The following is a 21,061-nucleotide window of genomic DNA, read 5'->3' on the forward strand; positions in this document are numbered from 1 at the left end:
GGTGGTTACAGGGACAACAGGAATTTCCGGTTTCGGAAACCAAGTTGAATTTCATCACTCTGATTAATGAAAAAAGAGCTCATGATTGTCGGTTCTTACTGGCCATTCAGATTGACTACGGACAGAGGGGGATTTTATTTATTGGGACGGAAAAAGTTATTGAGCTGGGAAAATATGTAGCAGACGGAAGATGATTTATACTGTTTTTAAACTGATATATACACTTTTTTTATAGCAAATGTCCCGAGATTTATAATGCGAGTTGGAATTAAACGGCGCTGTGAAAAGCGTACAAATAGTACTGATCTTTAAGAACTATTATAAAATTTATTAACCGATATAAAATATGGAACCGATATCATTTAATGCTTTACAGGCCGTTCAGGGTGAAAATGGCACATTTAAATTAGAAACGATTACGAACACCTTATATGATGTACCTGAAGGTGAAGTGCTGATTAAGGTACATTATAGTTCCTTAAATTATAAAGATGCTTTATCCGCCAGTGGCAACAGGGCGGTTACGAAGGTTTATCCGCACATACCAGGTATTGATGCCTCGGGAGTTATTGAGATTTCCAACGCCTCAGGATGGAAAAAAGGAGATAAGGTCGTTGTTACAGGTTTTGATTTTGGGATGGATACTGATGGCGGATTTGCGGAGTACGTTAGAGTTCCGGCTAAATGGCTGGTCAAACTTCCTGAAGGCCTTACGCTAAGACAGAGCATGATCTATGGTACGGCAGGATTTACCTCAGGACTGTCGGTGGAGGCGTTAATACGCAATGGCATTACGCCTGATAAAGGGGATATTGTTGTTAGCGGCGCTACAGGCGGGGTTGGTTCTGTGGCCATTGCTATACTGGCAAAACTCGGGTACCGCGTTTTAGCAGTCAGTTCGAAGAACTCTGCAACTAATTTCCTTACCAATTTAGGCGCTTCAGCTGTTATTCCAAGATCTGAATTAGAAGAGCAGCCGAATAAGGTTTTATTGAAACCACGATTTGCGGCGGGCATAGATACGGTTGGCGGCCAGGTGTTGGCTTCCATTATCAAAAGCCTGAATTATGGAGGGGTGGTAACCGCTTGCGGCATGGTAAACGGCGGCGACCTGCCCATTACAGTTTTCCCTTTCATCATGAAAGGAATACAATTGGTTGGTGTTGATTCGGTGGAATTGCCTTTAGAACAAAGATTACCGGTATGGGAAAAACTGAGTAAGGAATGGCTACCGGATAATTTGGATGAATTGGCGCGCGAAATTACCCTAAATGAGCTGCCCGAACAGATTAAACAGATTCTTGCCGGGCAGATGCATGGCAGGATAGTTATCAGAATGGTAGATTAAATCTATAAATTGTTATACATGAAAAATCTCTTAATTACAGCTTTGCTTTTTTCAATAACCATCACCAATGAACAGACCACAAAAAAGCTTTTAACCGTCAGTAGGTCGAATACCGTTTGGAATGGAGTTACCCTTTCTGATGATGGACGAATTTTTGTTTGTTTCCCTAAACTGGAGGGCGAAAATGGCATAAGTATCGCAGAGATAAAAAAAGACGGAAATGTTGTTGCTTATCCAAATGCAGCCTGGAATTCCTGGGCTAAGGGCAAAGAAGTAGCTCATTCTTTTGTCAGGACAAATTCACTGCGAATCGGGCCGGATGGAAATTTATGGATTGTAGATACCGGTGCGCCAAAGATGGGTGATCAGGCTCTTCACGGAGCATCCAAATTAGTTGTGGTTAACATTAAAACCAATAAAGTAATCCGGACTATCCCGCTCGATGGGGTGATGAAGAAAAATAGCTTTATTGATGATCTGCGGATTTTTGGATCTACCATATTTCTTACTGATGCGGGGGAACCGGCATTGGCCATTATGGATTTAAAAACGGGTAAGGGACGACGGGTTTTGGAAGGTGATAAATCCACCACTGATGCGATTCCGTTGGTAGCAGAAGGTAACATCATGCAGACAAAAGATAAAAAGGAAGTGCTGATTCATGCTGACCAGCTTGAAGTTTCACCTGACGGTAAGTATTTATATTTCCAGCCTGCCTCGGGGCCAATGTCGAGGGTTGAATGCCGTTACCTGACGGACAAAAGCTTAAGCAAAGAACAACTTTCTTCGCATGTAAAATTGTGGTTTGAATCACCGACAACCGGAGGAACAGCGATAGATCAAGATGGTAATATATATCTATCTGACGTAAACCATTCCCGTATATTAAAAATCGATCCTGCAGGTCAGTCAACGATTATCATTCAGGATACAAGATTGGCCTGGTCGGACGCGCTATGGATTGATAAATCGGGTTACCTGTATATGCCTGCCGGTCAGCTTAACAGGTTAGCGCCTTTTCAAAATGGATCATCAAAGGTGGTTTTACCTGTATATATTTATAAAATGCAGATTGACGCCAAACCGTTCAAAAGTTGATTTGTAACCAATTTAAATATTAGCAAAAATGGAACAATTAAACTTTTTAGACCAGCTTGGCAGTGGCCGGGATATCACCACAGATTTGTTTGATTACCGACCCGGACTTATCGGCCCCGCCGAAAGTAAAATATTATTAAATAAATTAATTAAGGAAACGGATTGGACCCAAAAGGCTGTATTGATGTATGGTAAAGAGGTGATTACCCCCAGATTGACGGCATGGTTCGGAGATGGCGATGCAGATTATTCGATTAAGGGAAAAAGGGAAGTCCCATCACCGTGGACCGAAGATTTGTTGGCGATTAAATCCAAAGTCGAAAAACTCGCAGGTATGTCATTTAACAGTGTGCTCCTAAATTACTACCGTGATGGCAATGATTCCGTGAGCTGGCACAGCGACGGTGATGGAATACCGGGAAGAAATATGTTTGTAGCTTCCGTAAGCCTGGGCCAGGAACGGGTTTTTGATATCAGGAATAAAGAAAATCATACGATCAAATTCAATATTTTATTGGAGGATGGATCTTATTTGCTGATGAAAGGTGATTTTCAGGATAAATGGCAGCACCGCATCGCAAAATCTACGATTCCTATGAAGGAGAGAGTTAATCTGACCTTTCGGATCAGCAGAACCTGAAGATTCCTGATGAAAAATTACCAGTACATTGAGCCCGTCTGTATTTAGCTGGCAAGTGCAATAATCTGATGCTGTTGTTTTCTGTAGGCGGATGGGTTTAGCCCTTTGTATTTTTTAAATAGCCGGTTCAGATGGCTTTCGTCGGTAAATCCGAGTTCATTCACAATTTCATTGATGCGCATGTCACTGTGCTGAAGGCGGGTTTCGACGAGTTTAAGTTTATAACTAATGATATACTGCTGCAAACTTTCTCCCGTGTGTTTTTTAAAATAGCGACCCAGGTAGCCTTCTGAGATATTGAAATGATCGCTGATGACATCCAGCCGCAGATCGTGGTTTTTGTGGATATTTTCATGAATGTAATGAAGAATGCTCATTACGGTGTCGCCTGTATGTTCACCCACCTTTTCAGGCAATGTCATCGCAATGTTCCGCGCTACAATAGTTATCAGCGTAAACACAATTTGAGCAATCAATTCCAAGTGATAAAGCTGGCTGGATGTCAGTTCATTTAGAATCGCATCCATCGCTGCCCTAACTAATAATTTATCTGTCGAATTAAACAGTATCGAACCAGGGCGGTGACTGGCCTTAAGCAGGATCAAATTAATTTTTTTTAACCATTGTTCGTCCCGAACAAATTGCGATTGTTCATAGCTGATATTATTGAACCGGATGAAAATCACCTGAACAGCATCCTTGACATCAAAAAAATGCCGGTTAGCTGGAGTAATCAAAAATAACTGGCCGGAACAGAAGTTAAAAGAGTTATCGCTGATAAATAGTTTGCCTCTGCCTTTTAGAATATAGACCAGTTCAAAAAAATTATGTTTATAGGGATTTTGCCTGCAAGCCTCCAACTCCTTGTAGATAATGTCAAATGGCTGATAAAGGCTTTTCTTGTTCATTGCTAATAAGCAGTTAGTTATAAATTACGGCTTCCAATGCCTTTCTGGGATTGGTTTTGGAATTGGTGAGGGCATAAATTTGTTTTCCTTTTAAAAATTCGGGTGAAAGACGGCGGATGCCTAAATCCAAGCCGATAAGCTATTTCCGCAATCGATAATTCGCCTGAAACGAGATATATCTTTGCCTTTTCAATCATCTTTTGGTGTATGTGCTGTTGTGCATTTAAACCGGTAAGACTCCGCAGCAAATCACTTAGGTGACTGGGTGATACTCCAAATTGATCCGCAAGGTATTGAACGGTGGGTAGCCTATTTTTTGCAGATTGCTGATCAAAATAGTGGTTCAGCAGCGTCTCCATTTTTGACAAGAGATCGTTTTTTACGGCTTTTCTGGTCATAAGTAGTCTTTGAAAAAAGCGGTCACAATAATTAAAGAGCAACTCCATTTGGCTGTTCATCATATTTTGCTGAATACATCGAAAACCGTTTTAATTTCCTTACAAAAAAAGCAGGTAAGCAATGTTTTATTCGAACAAATCTCCGAATCCGAAAGACAGAAAAATTAGCCAAAATGAGGAAACAATTAGCCAAAGCGCGGCAAAACCCGGAACACTTTAAATATCTCTTTGCATGCCTAACAAATCAGAAGTCGAGACGGGTTATGATTGGAAATCCAGTTTGAGCAAAACTGGCGCGTTGCCAATGCATCATGCGATATTAGCGCCATCCGGCGGAGCAGAAACAGGGGAAAGCCCGGCTCGAAGGGGATGCCATGAAGATAAGAGAAAGGAAGTATTGATTTGAAAAACAAATTTATGCAACTTATATTTATATTAAGATAACAGTTTAAGGGCACCATGGGAATAATTGATTTTTTTGGTAAGCTATTTAAGGGCAAACGCAAGTTTAGCGGAACTCCGGAAATGTTCTTGGCAATGGTGATGGAATTTCAATCACAGAACAATAAGGTATACGTTGCTCAGGAAGTGTTACAATGGGGTGAAGTGTTGCAGCAAGTAATTACCGTTAATTTATCGCCTTATAAAGACTTCGCAGACCTGATGGAAAAGGCGAAACCCGATTTTACGATGGTAGAAAAGATGCGGGGAAAATTGAATGAGGTTCACCAAAGGGTCGAGTTGAAAAAAGCGATATACGGTGAAAAGGCAGATTTAGGCGATGATGATATCCTGACCAGCAACTCAGCAGGCGCAATCTTCGCCAGAAATATGGTGAAGGATCTTTCGAATTATGTTGAGTTCCCTGAGGAAGAGCAGGAAAATTTGAAAAAATTGAAAGATAATACATAGGTCTTGGCCTATGATTAAAGTTTTGAAGATCGTTTGTTAATTTCGGCACATGACCGACCAAGAATCAATTGCCTAATTTGAAGCAGCAGTATTGCCGGAAGTATTAAGAATAAACAGGGCTGTAACCCAGTACCATGTTAAAGAGGCTATTGAACGTAATAGGGAAGTAATGAAGGCGAACCCCAAAGATACATTAGCCAGACAACGGCTTATGGAAATCATGAGGGCGCTAGATAATCCTTACGGTGGTCCTGAAATTCCAAATCGATAGCCTGCCCTATCTAATCCGTTATTTGACAATCAAATAGTTTCAACACTGTTATTTGTTCGGTTTTTTTCGACCTGTGATGGGTTATAGCCAAACTCCTTTTTGAACGATCTTGAAAAATGTGCCAAATCTTCAAATCCTGCTTCTAAGTAAACATTGTTGGGCTTCCGGCCAGAGTGCGTTAAAAGATCATGGGCCGCTTTCAATCGACGTTTCAGTAGCCAGTGTGCGGCCTGGGCATGAAAAATCTTCTTGAAATCACGCTGAAAGGTCGACAAACTTCGCCCGCTCAGTTCGGCAAACTTAGTAAGCGGCACATTAAACATATAATTGCGTTCCATAAACTCAGCTAAATCCAGCCGTTCAGTTGATGCTACAGTCATTAAACTGGATATTAACCCGCTGTCCAATTCCTGTAAGCAAATCAATAACTCTTCCAACTTATGCGTAACGATCAGTGAACTGGGATCATTATGCGCATCCAGATAAGGCAATAGGGAATTAAACAAACCCGTTAGCGCTGGTGACGGCCGCAGCAACATTACCTGCGGTATTAAGTTGGCTGTTTGGGGGGAATTGGATAAGTTTCGGCGAATAGCATAATCCTGCAAAAACTCTTTTTTCAACACTAAGAACATGACCTTGAATTCGATTCCGTGGCCGATTGGCCGATGCTCCACTTTGGCAAGGGTATTTCTGCGAAGTAAAAAAGAATCGCCGGCACGGTAAATACTTTGGCGATCACTTTCGATCACCCTAATTTCACCGCTTACGATGTGGCATACAAAATGCTCAGTTATATAATCCAGGCGCGCATGGGTACAGATTGCTCCTACAGCAAATTGAATATCCACACCCTTATCCTGTTGTTGTCCCATTATGATAATTTTTCAGGCTAAGTTAGCGGGATTAAGACACAGGCAACAGTGAAAATTGTTAGCCAAAATGCGGATAGCACCCAGGCTAACAATTTATATTAATTCAATATTAGCTTAGTTCCTTATAAAAATGCACCGATGGGACGGATAGTCACATCATTTACCGCTACGTTCCCCGGCTGACTGATCGCATAAATAAATGCGTCCGCAATTGCCGATGCATCAAGCATGTCCATAGTGCCGAAACTTTTGCTCATCTCAGCAACCATAGGGCTGGTAATATCATGCCCAAGTTCTGTTACTACTGCGCCCGGATAGATGGTGGTCGTTTTAATCTTTCCTGCAGTTTCATCCCTAAGCGTATCCATGATGGCCGCGACCGCGAATTTTGTGCCGCTATACACTGCGCTGCTCTTGAAAGTTTTTTTTCCCGCTACGGAGGATGTTGCAACGATGTGACCTGAGCCTTGCTTGAGCATGTGCGGTAAAACAGCATTTATACCGTATAGCACGCCTTTGATGTTTACATCTATCATTTTATCCCATTCTTCCACCTTGCCTTCTTCCAAAAAAGAAATCGGCATAATCCCCGCGTTGTTCCACAAGACATCGACTTTGCCAAACTTGTTTATTGCCGCTGCAATAAGCTTATCGACTTCTGTACGTACAGAAACATCAGTTTTAACAAAAAATGAGTTACTGCCCAATTCACTGACAAGGGCTTCTAATTTATCTGTCCGCCGGGCGGCAAGCACCACTTTGGCTCCCAGATCAATTAATTTTCGCGCGGTGATCTCACCCATACCACTGCTCGCACCCGTAATAATGACAACTTTATCTTTTATATTTTCCATTTATTTAAATGTTTAATACAAAAGTCGCCGGTTAAGTACGCGCTAATTTGTCTCAGGAGGTCATTAAACTTGCCTGATTCGGTCAATAACTTTAGTAAATTAATTCCCGTGCTCAGGTTTGAATTATCAGGCAGTAAGTTGCAGTTCCTGCGCTTTATCTGCTTGATTCTTGTACTGGTTAGGGCTTAAGTTAGTTTTCTTTTTAAAAATGCGGTTGAAAGAAGGTGGATGCTCGAAACCCAACTGATAGGCGATCTGTGCAACCGGCAAGTCGGTCCCTGCCAGAAACTCCTTCGCTTTTTCGATCATCTTTTGATGAATATGCTGCTGTGCGTTTAAACCAGTGTAGCTGCGCAGCATATCACTCAAATAGCTAGAGGAGGTACATAGTTGATCAGCAAGGTATTGTACCGTGGGCAAGCCGTTTTTAGCCGATGACCGGCTAAAGTATTCGTCCAGTAAAAACTCCATTTTAGACAGGAGATCGTTATTTACTACTTTTCTGGCTATAAACTGTCTTTGATAAAACCTGTCGCAATAATTCAACAGCGATTCAATCTGACTGATGATAATTTGCTCGCTGAACGAGTCAAGTCGCTGCTCCAGTTCGGCTTTGATATTCCGGTAAATCTCCCTTACAATCACTTTTTCATCTTCGGATATATGCAGCGCCTCTTTTGCAGCGTAAGAGAAGTAGCCATGACTTTTTATCGATCTCGCCAAAGAATAACCCTTAAGAAAATCCGGATGAATAAGCAGCGAAGTTCCCTCGCACTCTTCGTCACAGGTTTCGCGGGATTGAAGTTGATTAGGAGATAAAAAAGACAGGCCGCCATGGTCGTAATCATAAGATTGTTGTCCATAGCCTACTTTTCCAGTAAAAACTTCTTTAAAGGATATCTGATAAAAGTTAAGCAAAACCCCTGCTTCTCCCAAATAGCTCGCGTCTTTCGTACATTCCCGAAAATCAGAAATTGTAATTAACCGATGGAGCGGTTCCGGCAATCCTAATTCATGATTTAGTTTAGCGAGGGAATTAAACGTAAAAGGTCGGGGATATTTTTTCATGATCTATCGGATTTCACAGTACAATTTACAAAAATTATAACGAACAGATTTTGCTTTTTTGTAATACCTCCTTTCAGATTCAACGCATCCATCGTTAAACCCCAATATATTATCGTTACAAATCTGCAAATAACGATATGTCGATATTTTTAAAATTGGTTTTTAGTATCCAACAAATTGATTAGCAATTAATTAACCCATTGGCATGAAGTTTTCTATAACGGGTAATTACGATTGTCAACTGACAGCTTTATAAGTCCATTTTTTTCAAACCTATTAAAAATTACAACAATTTAAAACCAGCAAAAATGAAAATTCTATGTGTGCTTTATCCCGACCCAATAAACGGTTATCCAAAGACCTATGCCCGTGCTGATATCCCGGTTATTCAATCATATCCCGATGGCCAGACGCTGCCAACACCCCATGCAATAGATTTCATACCGGGAGAACTTCTTGGCAGTAAATCCGGGGAACTGGGCTTACGTAAATTTTTGGAAGGCCTTGGCCATACTTTCGTGGTAACAAGTGACAAGGAAGGCTCTGATTCCGAATTTGAAAAGGAACTCCCGGATGCAGACGTAGTCATTTCGCAACCGTTTTGGCCAGCTTACCTTACTAAAGAGCGGATCGCTAAAGCTAAAAAATTAAAACTGGCTATTACTGCCGGCATCGGCTCAGATCACGTGGACCTGGAAGCAGCTAATGAGCACGACATTACCGTTGCCGAGGTTACTTTCTCCAATTGCACCAGTGTTATGGAGCATACTGTAATGAGTATTCTTTCATTGGTGAGAAATTTCATCCCGTCTCATGAAATCGCAAAAAACGGCGGCTGGAATATTGCTGACTGCGTAGAAAGATCTTATGATGTCGAGGGCATGAATGTAGGTATCCTGGCTGCGGGAAGAATCGGACTTGGCGTGTTGAGAAGATTAAAACCATTTGACGTTAAACTTCACTATAGCCAGCGTCACCGTTTAGCTGAAGAAGTCGAAAAGGAATTAGGACTTACTTATCATCCTGATGCAGAATCGCTCGCCATTGCCTGTGACGTGTTAAGCATTCACGCACCTTTACATCCGGAGACTGAAGGGCTTTTCAATGACGAACTGATCGGCAAAATGAAAAAAGGATCTTATATTGTAAATACAGCAAGGGCAAAAATCTGCGACAGGGATGCGATTGTTCGCGCACTGGAAAGCGGACAGCTTGCCGGTTACGCAGGTGACGTTTGGTATCCGCAGCCCCCTCCTGCCGATCATCGATGGAGGTCAATGCCCTACAACGCGATGACGCCGCATATCTCAGGTTCATCGTTGCCAGGCCAGGCACGATATTCTGCGGGAACCCGCGAGATCCTGGAATGCTTTTTTGAAGGCAAACCTATCCGGGATGTTTATCTGGTCACAAAAGGCGGCAAGCTTGCCGGTGTAGGTGCAAGTTCTTATACTGTCAAAAAAGAAAAATAGCATCTGTTAATATTTTCGATAATTGGTCCAACGGCAATGGTCATTGCTGCAGGACCAATTATTAAGACAAATCAAATTTCAGCGACGTTTAAAAAGGCAAATATCTGTATACCCACCTTCGCCACTTACATAAAAAGTACCTGGGTTAAGTTACCCTCTAAGTTCTTTCTGTATACTACGGATGACTCGATATGTGTATTATAATTGATAAAGTGTCATATTTTTATTAATCAGTTGTTGAAGTAACTTTTTGAAAGCAGGCGTATCATTTTTCAAAGTAGTAAAAAATGCTCATCAACTCCTCAATGGCTGTTATCGTATCTCAAGTTGTTTTTAAACCCTCGGCGGATGTAGGCACAACCTTTGCACGAGAACCGTTACTTACATGCCACCGGTCAATGAACTTTTTTATTTTAGCATAATCGTATGCTATCTTCTCATGGGAAAAACAAAAACAACGCTGCCTTATTATACCGAGATCAACGACTTCCTGGCATCTATTCCCTGGCCTGCTGAAACTGCCAATCCGAATTTTTATTGCTTGCGGCTAAAGCCGGTTCCCGGTCAGGTTTCAATTTACCGGCCTCCATTCAAGCGATCATTTTATTTTTTTGCCCTGTTTTTTAATTCCGGCAAGATTCAGGTGAACTATGGCGATCAAACGGTTCACAACCCCGATTCTTATCTTGTTTTTCATTCCCCCAATCTCATTTACAGTTTTGCACATAACAATGCGCTGGAAGGGTACATCATCTACTTTAAACCCGAAGCTTTCTCTTTTTTTAAACCAGACTTTCACCAGCAATTTCCGCTGTTTGATTTGCTGCATACCAACTTGTTTAAGTTTGACCACGCAACGTTTGATCAACTGGCATCGCACTTTGAAACTGTTTTCACAGCTTATGAACAATCAGACAAAGATCAGCATTTGGAAGCAAGGTTAAAGTTGCTGGGCCTTTTTTGCAACCTGGAACAGTTTGCTATGGAGCATGACAACGCAAAGCGGCCTGTAACCATGCAGCAGGAGTTGCTGCGCAAGTTTGTGCAACTGATCGATAACCATTATATTGACAAGCGGACGGTACAGGAATATGCAGATATGCTTTCAATCACAGCAAACCACCTTTCGCAAGTTGTCAAGCAGGTATCAGGCAAGAACGCACTTAGTTTTATTACGGGCCGACTAGCTGCGGAGGCTAAATCGCTTATCTTATATACGAAATTAGAGATAGCTCAGATTGCCTTCCAGCTCAACTTTTCAGACCCGACGAACTTTGGCCGGTTTTTTAAAAAGCAAACAGGTTTGTCGCCGTCTGAATTCCGCAGGCAGCGGGATTTAGGAAATTGATCTTATAAACCAAGTTTTTGAACAGCGTATTTTTGATCATACAAGGTTACTTTGTAGATTAAGTTCAAACATATGTCTAGTAAAGTATTTATCAATTTGCCAGTAAAAGACCTGGCGAGGTCTATGGAGTTTTTCCAAAATTTAGGATTTTCATTCAACCCGCAATTTACCGACGAGAAGGCCGGCTGCATGGTAGTAAGCGAAAGTATTTTCGTCATGCTGCTCACCGATACTTATTTCAAGTCTTTCATTGATACGGAAATCTGCAACGCACAGCAACAAACAGAAGTGCTGATTGCACTGGATGCCGACTCTGCTGATGAAGTGAAACAGTTTATCAATAAAGCCGAATCATTAGGCGGACGGATTTATGCAGAAGCCAAAGAGCACGGATTTATGTACCAGCACAGTTTTGCCGACCTTGACGGCCATAAGTGGGAATTGGCCTACGTGGACATGAGCCATTTTCCGCAATCGTAATTTTCAACTCAAACCTTATGAACAACAATTCAGCAGTAGACCAATATATCGCAAAAGCGGAAACATTTGCACAGCCTATTTTGGCACATTGGCGCAAGCTTGTACAACAATATTGCCCGGAAGTGCACGAGACAATTAAATGGGGAATTCCTCATTTTGATTACAAAGGCGATCATATGTGTGTAATGGCATCATATAAAGCCCATTGCTCTTTCACTTTTATGAAGGGCCAAATCATGAGCGACCCACGTTTAAAAGCGAATAAGGATACTAAACCGATCAAGCGGTTTTTAGGAAAAATTACTAAGCTAAGCGACCTGCCTCCCGACGAAGAATTTATAGCCGTGCTCAAAGAAGCGGTACAGTTGAATGAGCAAGGCGTAAAAATAAAGCGGGAAAAACCGGCAACCGAAAAACTTAAAATACTGGAAACACCTGACTATTTTCAGGCTGCCTTAGCGGGTAACCCTAAGGCAAAAGAAGTGTTTGAAAGCAAGTCTAATTCTTTCCGTAAAGAATATATCATCTGGATTACCGACGCAAAGACTGATGAAACCCGCCAAAAAAGAATCGATGAAGCTTTAGAGTGGATTTCGGAAGGAAAAGGACGGTTTTGGAAGCACCAGAAATGAGCCACTCAATTGCGGGTATCTGATAATACCCGCTGCCTTATGGCTTTTTTTACATTCATAGGTAGAAATTTAGTCGTTGAAAGCTGTGGAATTACATCGCATTCAAGCATAGTAATCACTTGCCAAACCGATTGTTAAATTCATCCTTTGGCATAACGTATTTTAAATATTGAGAAACGTTATAAGTATATTGCTCCTGTGTTGTATGTAAAAATGGATAATCATTTTTAGGCGAGATCACATCAAATTTGAAAACAGGTACCGGCTGCGCTTTAGTTCCATAACCGGCATTATTAAGATCATCTTTGTTTACTGTTACAGATAGCCGTTGCTTATCAATATTTAGTATAAGCAGATCTTTCTCATTTCTTTCCCAATCGTACAACAAAAGGTTAAATAACTTCTTATACTCCCGTAATAGATATTCTTAGTTATGTGCAGAAAATATTATTAAGTCCACTAACCTGCGCATTGAAAATATCAGTGGTCATTTTAACATTTCTGAGGGCTTGGACGATATTTAATAAGCATACTGGAGAAAGTCTTCAGCAATATATCATCAATTATAAGTTGAAGTGGATTGAAACCAGGCTTCAGCACAGTGATAGGCGGATCAATGAAATCGTAAACGAGGTGGGATTCACTGACGAAGCCACTTCGACAGACTTTTTAAAAAATATAAAGGGCTAAACTCCTCGGCGTTCCGCAAATAGCAGCTGGAATCGGATTGGCCAACAGATAACGCGCACCTTTTGAATTACCCATACTGTCAAACGGCTCGTTCATGTCCGTTGCAAGATGGTTGTGATAGTTAGGCGAGTTACCAGTAACCCTTGGGAATATAACCTGCTGGTGGAATATTGTGACCGGTACGCATGTCTGCAAACACGCGGTTCCGATTAATATGCTTAACTCGATTATGGGATCATGTAGAATGGGTGATATCTTTTTACCGAACATGAAGAACTCATGAAAATGCACCGCTATGTGCCATCAATTCATTGACTGTACAATCACAAAATATCTATATTGCTTATATTTTAAAGTTATGAAATTCAGTTTAAATCCTCTTAAGCCGGGTAAAACCTGGCATCAATTACATCAGGAATCTTTAGACTTTGGGCAACGCCTCGCAGATTCGGTTGCATCAGGCATGGGCTCATGGCGTTTTATCATTATCCAAACGATTATAGTAACCCTATGGATGATACTGAATGCTGTGGCCTATATTTCTCATTGGGATCCCTATCCTTATATATTACTCAATCTTCTTTTTTCTACACAGGCTGCCTATGCCGCGCCTGTTATTATGATGGCCCAAAATCGCCAGACGGAGCGGGATCGTACTCAGGCGGAAGCCGATTATCGAACAAATTGCGAAGCCAAAGAAGAAATTGAAGAGTTGCTAAAGAAACTAAATTCGATTGAGATTCATAAACTTGACCGCATTTTAGAACTGGTTGAAAAATTGGATAAGAAGGCCGATAATTCAACGATGTAATATCATTGAGATTTTCATGAGGATACCGCGTGAAAAAGAAAGGTAAGCGACTTTTTCGCTATGTCTATTCTTTGTGATTTCACAGGCCGAGGTAGAATATAAACCAATAGATAAGGCAATAAAAATTTAATAATTTACAGATTGTTTAAAAATGTTCAATTCCTGAAGTAACTCATTTACACAGCATCTTATTTATAGATTTACGTTACTTACAGATCCGGGCTGGATTATAGGCCAACAAATAGGTGGGCATCAATAAAATAAAACCGAAACTTACCGTCAAGCTACAAGGTTAGCATTATCGAGGAAGCACTTTTCTTTGAAAGTAGAGATCCGGTTCAAACGGCTTATATAAGATTCCTTTGCATCCGCCGTGTGATCGAGCTTTTCCCGCATACCGGTAAATAAATAGAAAGAGAAAATACGAAAACAGCGCTTAGGCCGGTTTAATATTTAACCCCACCAGAACCGTGTCTTTATCAGATAAGTCGCCTACCAATACACGCATTGGTGCTGGTAGTTTCCGGATCAATGTGGGAATGGCGATGATCTGTTCACGTGATTTTTCATCAGTCCTATTGCTGTTTAAATCTCGGCATCTCCCAGGTTATGTTAGGCTGTTTGTTGACCATCTTCGTTATACTGCCATCCGGGGATTTTATAAAAGAGATCCTCCATGTAGTTGCCTTTAGGAACCATTCCGTTTCAGAGATCGCTGCCATTTCAAATTTTGGTACGTTTGGCAATTGGAGATAGACCTTTCCGCCGGTACGGGTAATTGAGATCTTCCATTTTTTGTCGCCGTAATAGCCCAGCACGGGGTTAATCTGCGCATCGGTAAGCTTTATTTCTACGTGCTGCTCCATGAAGGGTGCGAACAGGCTATAGGCTAACTTATTCCAAACGGGCGAGCCCCAGGCCCTTGTTACCGTAAACTGTAAAAAGATGATGCATACTGTACCGATTACTGTTATTTTGTGAATGTGCCTTACGGTAAGAAGATCATAAATAAACAGCGGAATTAACAATACATCCAGGTAAATAAAACGAATATATAATGCCTCGTTTATTCCCGGCAAAAAACGTATCCGGTCTACAGCAGCTTGTATCAGAACCACCGTTGCCAGTAAAAGCAACCGTTTATGTGCGCCGGCATTTTTTCTGGCCAGGACACCCCATATGAACAGTAGGCCAAATAACAGGAAGCCATACAATTGTTGTGACAAAATGCCCCAGGCGTCAGCGTCGCCTACCGGGGGCGAATAGGCTATTTTTGCATGAACGATGGCAATACCGATGCTAAGGAAAACGAATACACCAAGCACCACGGAAATAAGGCCGAGCCTGCGGTGAAATTTGAGGTTGCCTTTTGCCGCAAGTACCGCTTGTACAAGAAAAACCAGCAGCCACGATACCATTATGGCACCATGAACATGAAGAAACCAATGAACTTCAAGCCCTTGGGACTTTATCATCTGGTAATCTGGTGTAAAACCAATTACCGCCATTATCGGGAAAAGACTGGCCATTACTACAAAAAAATAACGGGTGTAGCATAAGCGCAACCGCTTTTTCCACACCCCATCATGGGTAACTGAATCAGCCGGGGTGTTAGGGTTTAAAACTTTATTAATCATGGTGTAAGGTTTACGGGATATGTTAATGTTTATGTATTGCCTACCTTATTACTCAGCAGGTACTAATCCATCGGGCGATGTTTTAATCGCCGTAGCGTTGATCAATGCCAAAATAAATTCCGCGTAGCAATACGCCAGGATCAAAGTGGTCACCAGGGCTATAAGGATGATCACCACTTTATGATATCCGTTGAATAAGGAAATTTGTTGTATCATAACTTTAGCTGATTAATTATCTAAAGTTATCTGCTCTTAACACGGTGGTCAATCACCCAAACTGGTGATTTTAATAGAATTTTAAGAAGAGAGATTATACCAGTTTTTGATTAATGGCTTTTGCAACGGCTTCGCTTTTGGAGTGCACGTGCAGTTTTTCGTAGATATGCCGTACATGGGTGCTTACAGTATCAATAGATATGAAACAGGCTGTCGCGATAGCTTTATAGGATTTACCCTTAACCAATAGCGCAAGGATCTCCTTTTCGCGTTCGGACAAATCAATAAACTCCGTTTTTTCGGCCGTTTGCTGACGGAACATCTGTAAAACCTTTACCGCGACTGATGCTGTCATAGGGGCTCCGTCAAGATAAGTTTCGCGGATAGCTTCGATCATTTTGAGCGGGGGTGTTTTTTTTAGCATATATCCCGAAGCACCAGCACAAATAGCAGCAAATATCTTGTCATTATCGTCAAACACAGTTTGCATCAGGATACGTACCTGCGGGTATTTTGCTTTGATCATTTGCACTGCCTCTATTCCAGAAATCCCGGGCATATTAATATCCATCATCACCACATCGGGATTGGTCATGTGCATATTATGCAGCAGCTTATTGGCATCAGGGAACGCACCTGTACAAGACATGCCCTCCGCATTGTCGATCAGTTGCTGCAGGCTTTCGCGCAGCAGCTTATTGTCTTCAAATACAGTAACCTTTATTTCCATGGTGTATATTTAGGTAAAAGAGCATATTCTTCCAATATGGGTCAATCACCCGTTCAGGTGATTTTAAACAGCAGCTTTATAGACGTACCCTCCTGCAATAATGATTGTATCCTAAAATCAGCAAATAGCTCGGCGGCACGCTTTTTTAAAGTATTCATACCATTACCATTGGACGGTTTCGCTGTATCAAACCCTTTGCCGTCATCCCTGATGTTCATTTCAATCGTTTTGTCGCTTTTAATAATACTTACGGACACTTTTTTGGCATCAGCATGTTTTGCTGCATTGTTGATGCTTTCTTTAAAAAACAGGTAAAAGTTTTTGCGTTGTTCCATAGTGATCTTTAAGGCGGAAAGTGAGGGATCGCTGGTGAAATCCAGCTCAATATTTTTTGCATCCAGCAGTTCGGAAGCAAACAGGTTCATCCGCTGCAATACATTTTCAAACCGGTCGTTTTTGGGATTAACTGCCCACACAATATCACTCATGTTTTCCTGCATGGCTATTGTGCTTTCCCCTATAGCTGCAAGCAGCGATGATGCTTCCGGTGATTTAGCTTTCGCCAGTTCACTCATAATACCAATACTGCTTAGGGTAGAGCCTATATCATCGTGCAGATCGTCTGCAATGCTGTTACGCATATTTTGCAATTGTTTAACCCGCCTGTTTCTTATAATATTGCCGGCAATAATAAAGGAAATGAGCAGTAAAGCTAACAGAACATATGCTCTGTACCGGCTTTTTATGGCGGCTTCAGCTTCCCGTATGGCCTTCTTTTTTTCCTCCTCTTTAAAAAAAATATTTTGGACCGCAACTGTTTTTCCCCGGTTGAATAAACTGTCTTTTGCACTGAATGCAATCCGAAGGTATTTCAACGTGCTGTCTGATTTGTTTTGCATTTCATAAATAGCAGTTAATGTGTTTGCTGCTTTTAATAAGCCGACAGGGTAGGTTTTTATCATTTTCTCTGTTAAAGCTTTCTTCGCATACAGGGTGGCAGAATCCAGCCTGTGTTTTTCCTTGTAAGCCGTCGCCATGTCAATGTATACATCGATCTTAAGTGATGCCAACCCAATATTTTCATAGAATGGCAAGCTTAATTTATAATAAAATAATGCCGAATCATAATCGGCCTTTCCGGCATACGCCTCGCCTAAATACCTGAATAAAAAGCTATTTGCATATTTGCTATCATAATCGCCCTTATTAAGCGATGGATTTTGCTTTAATAGTTTATACCCTTTTTTTGCATATATCAGGGCAGAGTCATTCTGGTGTAGATTTATAAAAACGGGGACCAAAGCGCTATATAGGAAAGGCAGGTCATCCGGACGTCTTGGGTTTTCTGCCGCTCTTAATATTTTCCGATAATAGCTTAGCGCCGTTCTGTATTCGCCCAGGTTAGCGTAACAGTCGCCCATCATCCCGTTTGCCCATCCGAAGGCTTGCGGGTCATTCAACTTTATACCTATCGGATATGCCTTAAAAGCATAGTCCAACTCCAGTGCATAATTACCTAAAAGATATAATGCCTTATTGATAGCAACTATTGACCAAAATATACCCGAATCAAAATTTAGTTTTTCAGAGATGGATAGTGCCCACTTTCCATACACTAAAGCCGAGTCAGGTGCAAAAAATTTATAGGAGTCACTTAGATTGATCAGTGTTTTTACTTTATTGGAATCTGCGTTTTGTACCGGTAAGATCTTTTTTAATGAATCGATATATTTGTTTTGTGCCCGCGCAGCAAATGGAAGCATAAGGAGCATTGCTGACAAACATATATATATCACCGGGGATTTCATTTATAAATATAGGAGTTACAAACTGCAAATCTTCTTAGTTTCTGCGTATCTGTCAATCACCAGTTTAGGTGATTTTACTAAGCAATTTTACGAATATTACTCCTGCGATAGTAATGGTATCTTAAAAATCAGCAACAGGTAATACATGCATATAATTAAAGCGTGCTAAAGCTAGCCTCCACAATGGGCTTCCAGCGGTTTGAGAAACTCAGTACCAAGTAAAACAGTTCCGGTGTTTATTTTCATATGCAGTAGAACTATTAAAAATAATGGAATTGGAATAATCGCATAATATTTCCCCGGGTTTGAATGATGGCTTAGGCAGACCTCATCATCAACGTTTTTTCGGTCCCTTTATTTAGATTTCTTTTCCATCAGTGCACCTGTCCACATTGATTTTACCGTTTATAATATCCAGGTCCTCAATAGTGAGCTTACCAATACGCATATCACCGAACGAGCCCTTTTTAACAGATAAGCGACCAAGATAACCGGCCGGATAACGTAATCACACCGAAAACTGACAATTTATTATGTAGAAATTACTTCGATCTGCTATATGGCACCATTCCCGCCGCATTGCTCTTTTAGAAAAGCTATCTCTTTTTGGTTCGGGCCTATATTGACCAGGTAGAATTTAACATCGTCTTTCCCAGCTTGGCAAAATTGCATTCAATCTTGCGCATGACTTCATAGGGCTCGATCCTGATCTGCTGACCGTTAAACCAATACTCGGGCCACTGTTTATGATCGAGCTTGTTTTTCTTTTCCAGGTAATATACCAGCCCGCTGCTGCCTTTATTAGATGCTCCTTGAAAATAACTGCCGCGCAGCTCACCCTTATCAATCAGATCGTATCTCCCCACAGTTCGTCAGATAAAACCTGAGAAAAATCCAAAGCAGGTTTTCGCTTTATTTGGCGCCATTGCTCTCGTCATCGCTTTTGTGCAACGACAGCAATGGCCTCAATTTCAATTAGCATGCCTTCCAGGGCAAGCGACTGTACACCGAGCCAAGTGCTGGCAGGAAGGTTTTTATACGGAAATATACTTCTGAAAGCATTGCCGACCGTGTCAGCGTCTTCCAGTTTGTAGTCTTTTACATAGATGGTGATTTTTACGACATCCGCGGTCGACGCCCCCATTGATTGCAGCGCCAATTGAAGGTTTGCAAAGGCCCGGTCTGCCTGTTTGGCAAGGTCCCCTCTTCCAATCAGTTCATTATCCTGGTCAATAGAAACCTGACCGGATAGATAGATTGTCGTCATTCCGCAATTGCTTACGGTTACAATCTGGGAGAATGAGCAGGGCCATTTTGGTAATCCTGCGGGATTAATAAAGTTCTTTTCCAAAGGGATGATATTAAATTGAATTACAGCTAATAAGAAAAGATTAAAGCGGAAAGCCAGAAAGGATGCCCACACCATTTTATAGCGACTTTGATGTTTACCAGATACCTGATTCTAAATTTCTACTATTTTGATGGTAATCAAGGTTTTCGTGCCCTTACATATTTCAAAAAAGTCTTCATCAGTCTGCCATGTCAGGTCACCTTTTACAGAATCTTTAAATGACGTCAGGTAGTCATATAGTCACGGAGGCCTTTCTCGAACTTGTAGGGCAGTCGCGCCACTTCATTCCATTTGCCCAAATATCGCTCCTTGTCAAACGGGTCGACAATCGCACTACCGGGAATTTTCTTCTTCGGCCAAAGGGCATAGGCGATGCCGGCAACTCCCGCCGATGCTGCTACGCCAATCAATGCTTTACCATTTTCCATAACGTTAATCTTTGATCACCGCGTCCGTCGCTACTTTCGCCGCTTTTTTGGGAATGATGGTTTTTTTATCGATCACTTCGGCCGCGGTATCACTAAGCCCCTCTTTTACTTTACGGGTAAGTTGTCCCCGGTAACGTGCGCCTTCGTCCGTCAGGTACAACCAGCCCAGGCCGATGCCTGCTGTTACACCAACTGCAATCCCGACGATCAGGCCGGTATGGTCTTCTTTCTTAAATGGATTTTTCATAAGTGTATTTTTAAATGTTTTAAGCGCCTTTTTTGACGTTCAGACTACTCATGAGCTGATCATACAGATCATCGCTTTTAGCACCTTTCGGTTTTAGTTTTTTAATGGTTGGACGCTTACCTTTAGCTTTCTGTTCAATAATATTCATCAATTCAGTATGGTACTCATCTTTGTATTTGGAAAGGTCAAGCGGCTCGGCGTACTGATCAATCAGCGCTAAACCCATTTTGAGTTCCTTATCGCTCACTTTAATATCATCATCCAGCCTTAGTTCTCCCTGGTCACGGATCTGCTGCGCGAAACGGATCCGGGTTACGACGATGTCTTTATCTACCGGATGTACAATGCACAGGCTCTCGGTACTCCTCAATACGAATCGCGCCAGCCCGGCCTTACCTGATTTTTTCAGTGCTTCCAGTAAAAGGGCGTAAGCTTTATTCTTCTTGGTCGCCGGTTCCGTGTAATAGGAATTCTCGTAATACATAGGGTTCACTGAGGCAAGGTTCACAAAACTTTCGATCTCGATCACCTTGCTTTTTTCCGGTGCGGCCGCTTCAAAATCAGCATCTTCAATGATCACATAATCCTCATCATATTTATAACCTTTGACGATCTTATCATAGGGGACTTCCTTTTTTGTATTTTCATTGACCCGCTGAAATTTAATATGCGCGTGGTCACGGCTGTCCAGCATATCCAGGTCAAGGCGCGTTTCCTGTACCGCCGAAAATAATTTAATAGGTATGCTGACCAAGCCAAATCCTATCGAACCTGTCCAGATACTTCTCATTGCTTTAATTTTCTAATGTTATCATTAACGCCATGCGGGTGGTGCGCCT

The 21,061-nt window shown here is 41.6% G+C and carries 24 protein-coding genes and 2 pseudogenes; 10 read left to right on the top strand and 16 right to left on the bottom strand.

Annotation, left to right across the window (positions count from 1 at the left end):
* The first annotated feature begins 346 nt into the window (after nt 1-346).
* Genes AC1DRQ_RS11645 through AC1DRQ_RS11655 form a run of 3 tightly spaced genes read left to right on the top strand, consistent with a single transcriptional unit; the run spans nt 347 to nt 3,086 of the window.
* Nucleotides 347-1,348 (top strand): YhdH/YhfP family quinone oxidoreductase, encoded by a 1,002-nt coding sequence (locus tag AC1DRQ_RS11645; RefSeq protein WP_477424520.1) that lies wholly within the window; start codon nt 347-349, stop codon nt 1,346-1,348.
* An 18-nt stretch (nt 1,349-1,366) separates the two neighbouring features.
* Nucleotides 1,367-2,446 (top strand): L-dopachrome tautomerase-related protein, encoded by a 1,080-nt coding sequence (locus AC1DRQ_RS11650; protein ID WP_477424521.1) that lies wholly within the window; start codon nt 1,367-1,369, stop codon nt 2,444-2,446.
* A 28-nt stretch (nt 2,447-2,474) separates the two neighbouring features.
* Nucleotides 2,475-3,086: an alpha-ketoglutarate-dependent dioxygenase AlkB family protein gene (locus AC1DRQ_RS11655; RefSeq protein ID WP_477424522.1), complete on the top strand. Its 612-nt coding sequence runs from the start codon at nt 2,475-2,477 to the stop codon at nt 3,084-3,086.
* A 44-nt stretch (nt 3,087-3,130) separates the two neighbouring features.
* Here the strand turns inward: AC1DRQ_RS11655 and AC1DRQ_RS11660 are convergent, their stop codons facing one another.
* Nucleotides 3,131-3,994 carry a helix-turn-helix domain-containing protein gene (locus AC1DRQ_RS11660; RefSeq protein ID WP_477424523.1) on the bottom strand — a complete coding sequence of 288 codons (864 nt, stop codon included), beginning with the start codon at nt 3,992-3,994 and terminating at the stop codon, nt 3,131-3,133.
* A gap of 17 nt (nt 3,995-4,011) precedes the next feature.
* A complete protein-coding gene (locus AC1DRQ_RS11665) occupies nt 4,012-4,392 on the bottom strand; it encodes a helix-turn-helix domain-containing protein (protein ID WP_477424525.1) in 381 nt (126 codons plus the stop codon).
* Between the two features lie 459 nt (nt 4,393-4,851).
* Between AC1DRQ_RS11665 and AC1DRQ_RS11670 the strand changes: the two genes are divergently transcribed.
* Both AC1DRQ_RS11670 and AC1DRQ_RS11675 read left to right on the top strand, forming a co-directional pair.
* Nucleotides 4,852-5,304 carry a hypothetical protein gene (locus tag AC1DRQ_RS11670; RefSeq protein WP_477424527.1) on the top strand — a complete coding sequence of 151 codons (453 nt, stop codon included), beginning with the start codon at nt 4,852-4,854 and terminating at the stop codon, nt 5,302-5,304.
* An 88-nt stretch (nt 5,305-5,392) separates the two neighbouring features.
* Nucleotides 5,393-5,575: pseudogene (locus AC1DRQ_RS11675) on the top strand (hypothetical protein); the annotation flags it as partial.
* Nucleotides 5,576-5,604: 29 nt separating this feature from the next.
* Here the strand turns inward: AC1DRQ_RS11675 and AC1DRQ_RS11680 are convergent.
* From AC1DRQ_RS11680 to AC1DRQ_RS11690, 3 genes are all read right to left on the bottom strand, one after another.
* Nucleotides 5,605-6,450: a helix-turn-helix domain-containing protein gene (locus AC1DRQ_RS11680; RefSeq protein ID WP_477424529.1), complete on the bottom strand. Its 846-nt coding sequence runs from the start codon at nt 6,448-6,450 to the stop codon at nt 5,605-5,607.
* 122 nt (nt 6,451-6,572) lie between these two features.
* Nucleotides 6,573-7,304: an SDR family oxidoreductase gene (locus AC1DRQ_RS11685; RefSeq protein WP_477424530.1), complete on the bottom strand. Its 732-nt coding sequence runs from the start codon at nt 7,302-7,304 to the stop codon at nt 6,573-6,575.
* Between the two features lie 126 nt (nt 7,305-7,430).
* Entirely contained in the window at nt 7,431-8,372 is a 942-nt protein-coding gene (locus AC1DRQ_RS11690; RefSeq protein ID WP_477424531.1) for a helix-turn-helix domain-containing protein, read from the bottom strand.
* A gap of 308 nt (nt 8,373-8,680) precedes the next feature.
* Here AC1DRQ_RS11690 and AC1DRQ_RS11695 point away from each other — a divergent pair, with 308 nt between their 5' ends.
* From AC1DRQ_RS11695 to AC1DRQ_RS11710, 4 genes are all read left to right on the top strand, one after another.
* Nucleotides 8,681-9,844: an NAD-dependent formate dehydrogenase gene (locus AC1DRQ_RS11695; protein ID WP_477424533.1), complete on the top strand. Its 1,164-nt coding sequence runs from the start codon at nt 8,681-8,683 to the stop codon at nt 9,842-9,844.
* A gap of 439 nt (nt 9,845-10,283) precedes the next feature.
* On the top strand, nt 10,284-11,192 hold the full coding sequence (locus tag AC1DRQ_RS11700; protein ID WP_477424534.1) for a helix-turn-helix domain-containing protein: 909 nt from the start codon (nt 10,284-10,286) through the stop codon (nt 11,190-11,192).
* 72 nt (nt 11,193-11,264) lie between these two features.
* Nucleotides 11,265-11,672: a VOC family protein gene (locus AC1DRQ_RS11705; protein WP_477424535.1), complete on the top strand. Its 408-nt coding sequence runs from the start codon at nt 11,265-11,267 to the stop codon at nt 11,670-11,672.
* A gap of 17 nt (nt 11,673-11,689) precedes the next feature.
* A complete protein-coding gene (locus tag AC1DRQ_RS11710; RefSeq protein WP_477424536.1) occupies nt 11,690-12,304 on the top strand; it encodes a YdeI/OmpD-associated family protein in 615 nt (204 codons plus the stop codon).
* A gap of 115 nt (nt 12,305-12,419) precedes the next feature.
* Here AC1DRQ_RS11710 and AC1DRQ_RS11715 read toward each other — a convergent pair.
* Nucleotides 12,420-12,707: pseudogene (locus AC1DRQ_RS11715) on the bottom strand (DUF8188 family protein); the annotation flags it as partial.
* A 645-nt stretch (nt 12,708-13,352) separates the two neighbouring features.
* Here AC1DRQ_RS11715 and AC1DRQ_RS11720 point away from each other — a divergent pair.
* Nucleotides 13,353-13,805 (top strand): DUF1003 domain-containing protein, encoded by a 453-nt coding sequence (locus tag AC1DRQ_RS11720; protein ID WP_477424538.1) that lies wholly within the window; start codon nt 13,353-13,355, stop codon nt 13,803-13,805.
* A 436-nt stretch (nt 13,806-14,241) separates the two neighbouring features.
* On the opposite strand, the gene AC1DRQ_RS11725 is transcribed toward AC1DRQ_RS11720, so the two are convergent.
* From AC1DRQ_RS11725 to ku, 10 genes are all read right to left on the bottom strand, one after another.
* Nucleotides 14,242-14,355: a circadian clock KaiB family protein gene (locus AC1DRQ_RS11725; RefSeq protein WP_477424609.1), complete on the bottom strand. Its 114-nt coding sequence runs from the start codon at nt 14,353-14,355 to the stop codon at nt 14,242-14,244.
* A 25-nt stretch (nt 14,356-14,380) separates the two neighbouring features.
* Nucleotides 14,381-15,442: a hypothetical protein gene (locus AC1DRQ_RS11730; RefSeq protein WP_477424539.1), complete on the bottom strand. Its 1,062-nt coding sequence runs from the start codon at nt 15,440-15,442 to the stop codon at nt 14,381-14,383.
* Nucleotides 15,443-15,490: 48 nt separating this feature from the next.
* Complete coding sequence (locus tag AC1DRQ_RS11735; protein ID WP_477424541.1) at nt 15,491-15,658, bottom strand: hypothetical protein; 168 nt, start codon at nt 15,656-15,658, stop codon at nt 15,491-15,493.
* Between the two features lie 94 nt (nt 15,659-15,752).
* Nucleotides 15,753-16,388, bottom strand: coding sequence for a response regulator (locus tag AC1DRQ_RS11740; RefSeq protein ID WP_477424542.1), 636 nt, complete (start codon nt 16,386-16,388; stop codon nt 15,753-15,755).
* Between the two features lie 53 nt (nt 16,389-16,441).
* Nucleotides 16,442-18,151, bottom strand: a complete 1,710-nt coding sequence (locus AC1DRQ_RS11745) for a tetratricopeptide repeat-containing sensor histidine kinase (RefSeq protein WP_477424544.1) — start codon at nt 18,149-18,151, stop codon at nt 16,442-16,444.
* A 662-nt stretch (nt 18,152-18,813) separates the two neighbouring features.
* Entirely contained in the window at nt 18,814-19,062 is a 249-nt protein-coding gene (locus AC1DRQ_RS11750) for a DUF5712 family protein (protein WP_477424545.1), read from the bottom strand.
* Between the two features lie 68 nt (nt 19,063-19,130).
* A complete protein-coding gene (locus AC1DRQ_RS11755; protein ID WP_477424547.1) occupies nt 19,131-19,622 on the bottom strand; it encodes a RidA family protein in 492 nt (163 codons plus the stop codon).
* Nucleotides 19,623-19,771: 149 nt separating this feature from the next.
* On the bottom strand, nt 19,772-19,975 hold the full coding sequence (locus AC1DRQ_RS11760) for a hypothetical protein (protein WP_477424549.1): 204 nt from the start codon (nt 19,973-19,975) through the stop codon (nt 19,772-19,774).
* Nucleotides 19,976-19,979: 4 nt separating this feature from the next.
* A complete protein-coding gene (locus AC1DRQ_RS11765) occupies nt 19,980-20,222 on the bottom strand; it encodes a hypothetical protein (protein ID WP_477424551.1) in 243 nt (80 codons plus the stop codon).
* Nucleotides 20,223-20,241: 19 nt separating this feature from the next.
* The gene (ku, locus tag AC1DRQ_RS11770; protein WP_477424553.1) at nt 20,242-21,012 is read right to left on the bottom strand and encodes a non-homologous end joining protein Ku; all 771 of its coding nucleotides are present in this window, start codon (nt 21,010-21,012) and stop codon (nt 20,242-20,244) included.
* Nucleotides 21,013-21,061: the final 49 nt, after the last annotated feature.

This window comes from Mucilaginibacter sp. P4_E8 (genome assembly GCF_056401495.1).

Coding starts and splice junctions, on each gene's coding strand:
- AC1DRQ_RS11645 (WP_477424520.1), top strand. CDS start 347: ATGGAACCGATATCATTTAATGCTTTACAGGCCGTTCAGGGTGAAAAT.
- AC1DRQ_RS11650 (WP_477424521.1), top strand. CDS start 1,367: ATGAAAAATCTCTTAATTACAGCTTTGCTTTTTTCAATAACCATCACC.
- AC1DRQ_RS11655 (WP_477424522.1), top strand. CDS start 2,475: ATGGAACAATTAAACTTTTTAGACCAGCTTGGCAGTGGCCGGGATATC.
- AC1DRQ_RS11660 (WP_477424523.1), bottom strand. CDS start 3,994: ATGAACAAGAAAAGCCTTTATCAGCCATTTGACATTATCTACAAGGAG.
- AC1DRQ_RS11665 (WP_477424525.1), bottom strand. CDS start 4,392: ATGACCAGAAAAGCCGTAAAAAACGATCTCTTGTCAAAAATGGAGACG.
- AC1DRQ_RS11670 (WP_477424527.1), top strand. CDS start 4,852: ATGGGAATAATTGATTTTTTTGGTAAGCTATTTAAGGGCAAACGCAAG.
- AC1DRQ_RS11680 (WP_477424529.1), bottom strand. CDS start 6,450: ATGGGACAACAACAGGATAAGGGTGTGGATATTCAATTTGCTGTAGGA.
- AC1DRQ_RS11685 (WP_477424530.1), bottom strand. CDS start 7,304: ATGGAAAATATAAAAGATAAAGTTGTCATTATTACGGGTGCGAGCAGT.
- AC1DRQ_RS11690 (WP_477424531.1), bottom strand. CDS start 8,372: ATGAAAAAATATCCCCGACCTTTTACGTTTAATTCCCTCGCTAAACTA.
- AC1DRQ_RS11695 (WP_477424533.1), top strand. CDS start 8,681: ATGAAAATTCTATGTGTGCTTTATCCCGACCCAATAAACGGTTATCCA.
- AC1DRQ_RS11700 (WP_477424534.1), top strand. CDS start 10,284: ATGGGAAAAACAAAAACAACGCTGCCTTATTATACCGAGATCAACGAC.
- AC1DRQ_RS11705 (WP_477424535.1), top strand. CDS start 11,265: ATGTCTAGTAAAGTATTTATCAATTTGCCAGTAAAAGACCTGGCGAGG.
- AC1DRQ_RS11710 (WP_477424536.1), top strand. CDS start 11,690: ATGAACAACAATTCAGCAGTAGACCAATATATCGCAAAAGCGGAAACA.
- AC1DRQ_RS11720 (WP_477424538.1), top strand. CDS start 13,353: ATGAAATTCAGTTTAAATCCTCTTAAGCCGGGTAAAACCTGGCATCAA.
- AC1DRQ_RS11730 (WP_477424539.1), bottom strand. CDS start 15,442: ATGATTAATAAAGTTTTAAACCCTAACACCCCGGCTGATTCAGTTACC.
- AC1DRQ_RS11735 (WP_477424541.1), bottom strand. CDS start 15,658: ATGATACAACAAATTTCCTTATTCAACGGATATCATAAAGTGGTGATC.
- AC1DRQ_RS11740 (WP_477424542.1), bottom strand. CDS start 16,388: ATGGAAATAAAGGTTACTGTATTTGAAGACAATAAGCTGCTGCGCGAA.
- AC1DRQ_RS11745 (WP_477424544.1), bottom strand. CDS start 18,151: ATGCTTCCATTTGCTGCGCGGGCACAAAACAAATATATCGATTCATTA.
- AC1DRQ_RS11755 (WP_477424547.1), bottom strand. CDS start 19,622: ATGGTGTGGGCATCCTTTCTGGCTTTCCGCTTTAATCTTTTCTTATTA.
- AC1DRQ_RS11760 (WP_477424549.1), bottom strand. CDS start 19,975: ATGGAAAATGGTAAAGCATTGATTGGCGTAGCAGCATCGGCGGGAGTT.
- AC1DRQ_RS11765 (WP_477424551.1), bottom strand. CDS start 20,222: ATGAAAAATCCATTTAAGAAAGAAGACCATACCGGCCTGATCGTCGGG.
- ku (WP_477424553.1), bottom strand. CDS start 21,012: ATGAGAAGTATCTGGACAGGTTCGATAGGATTTGGCTTGGTCAGCATA.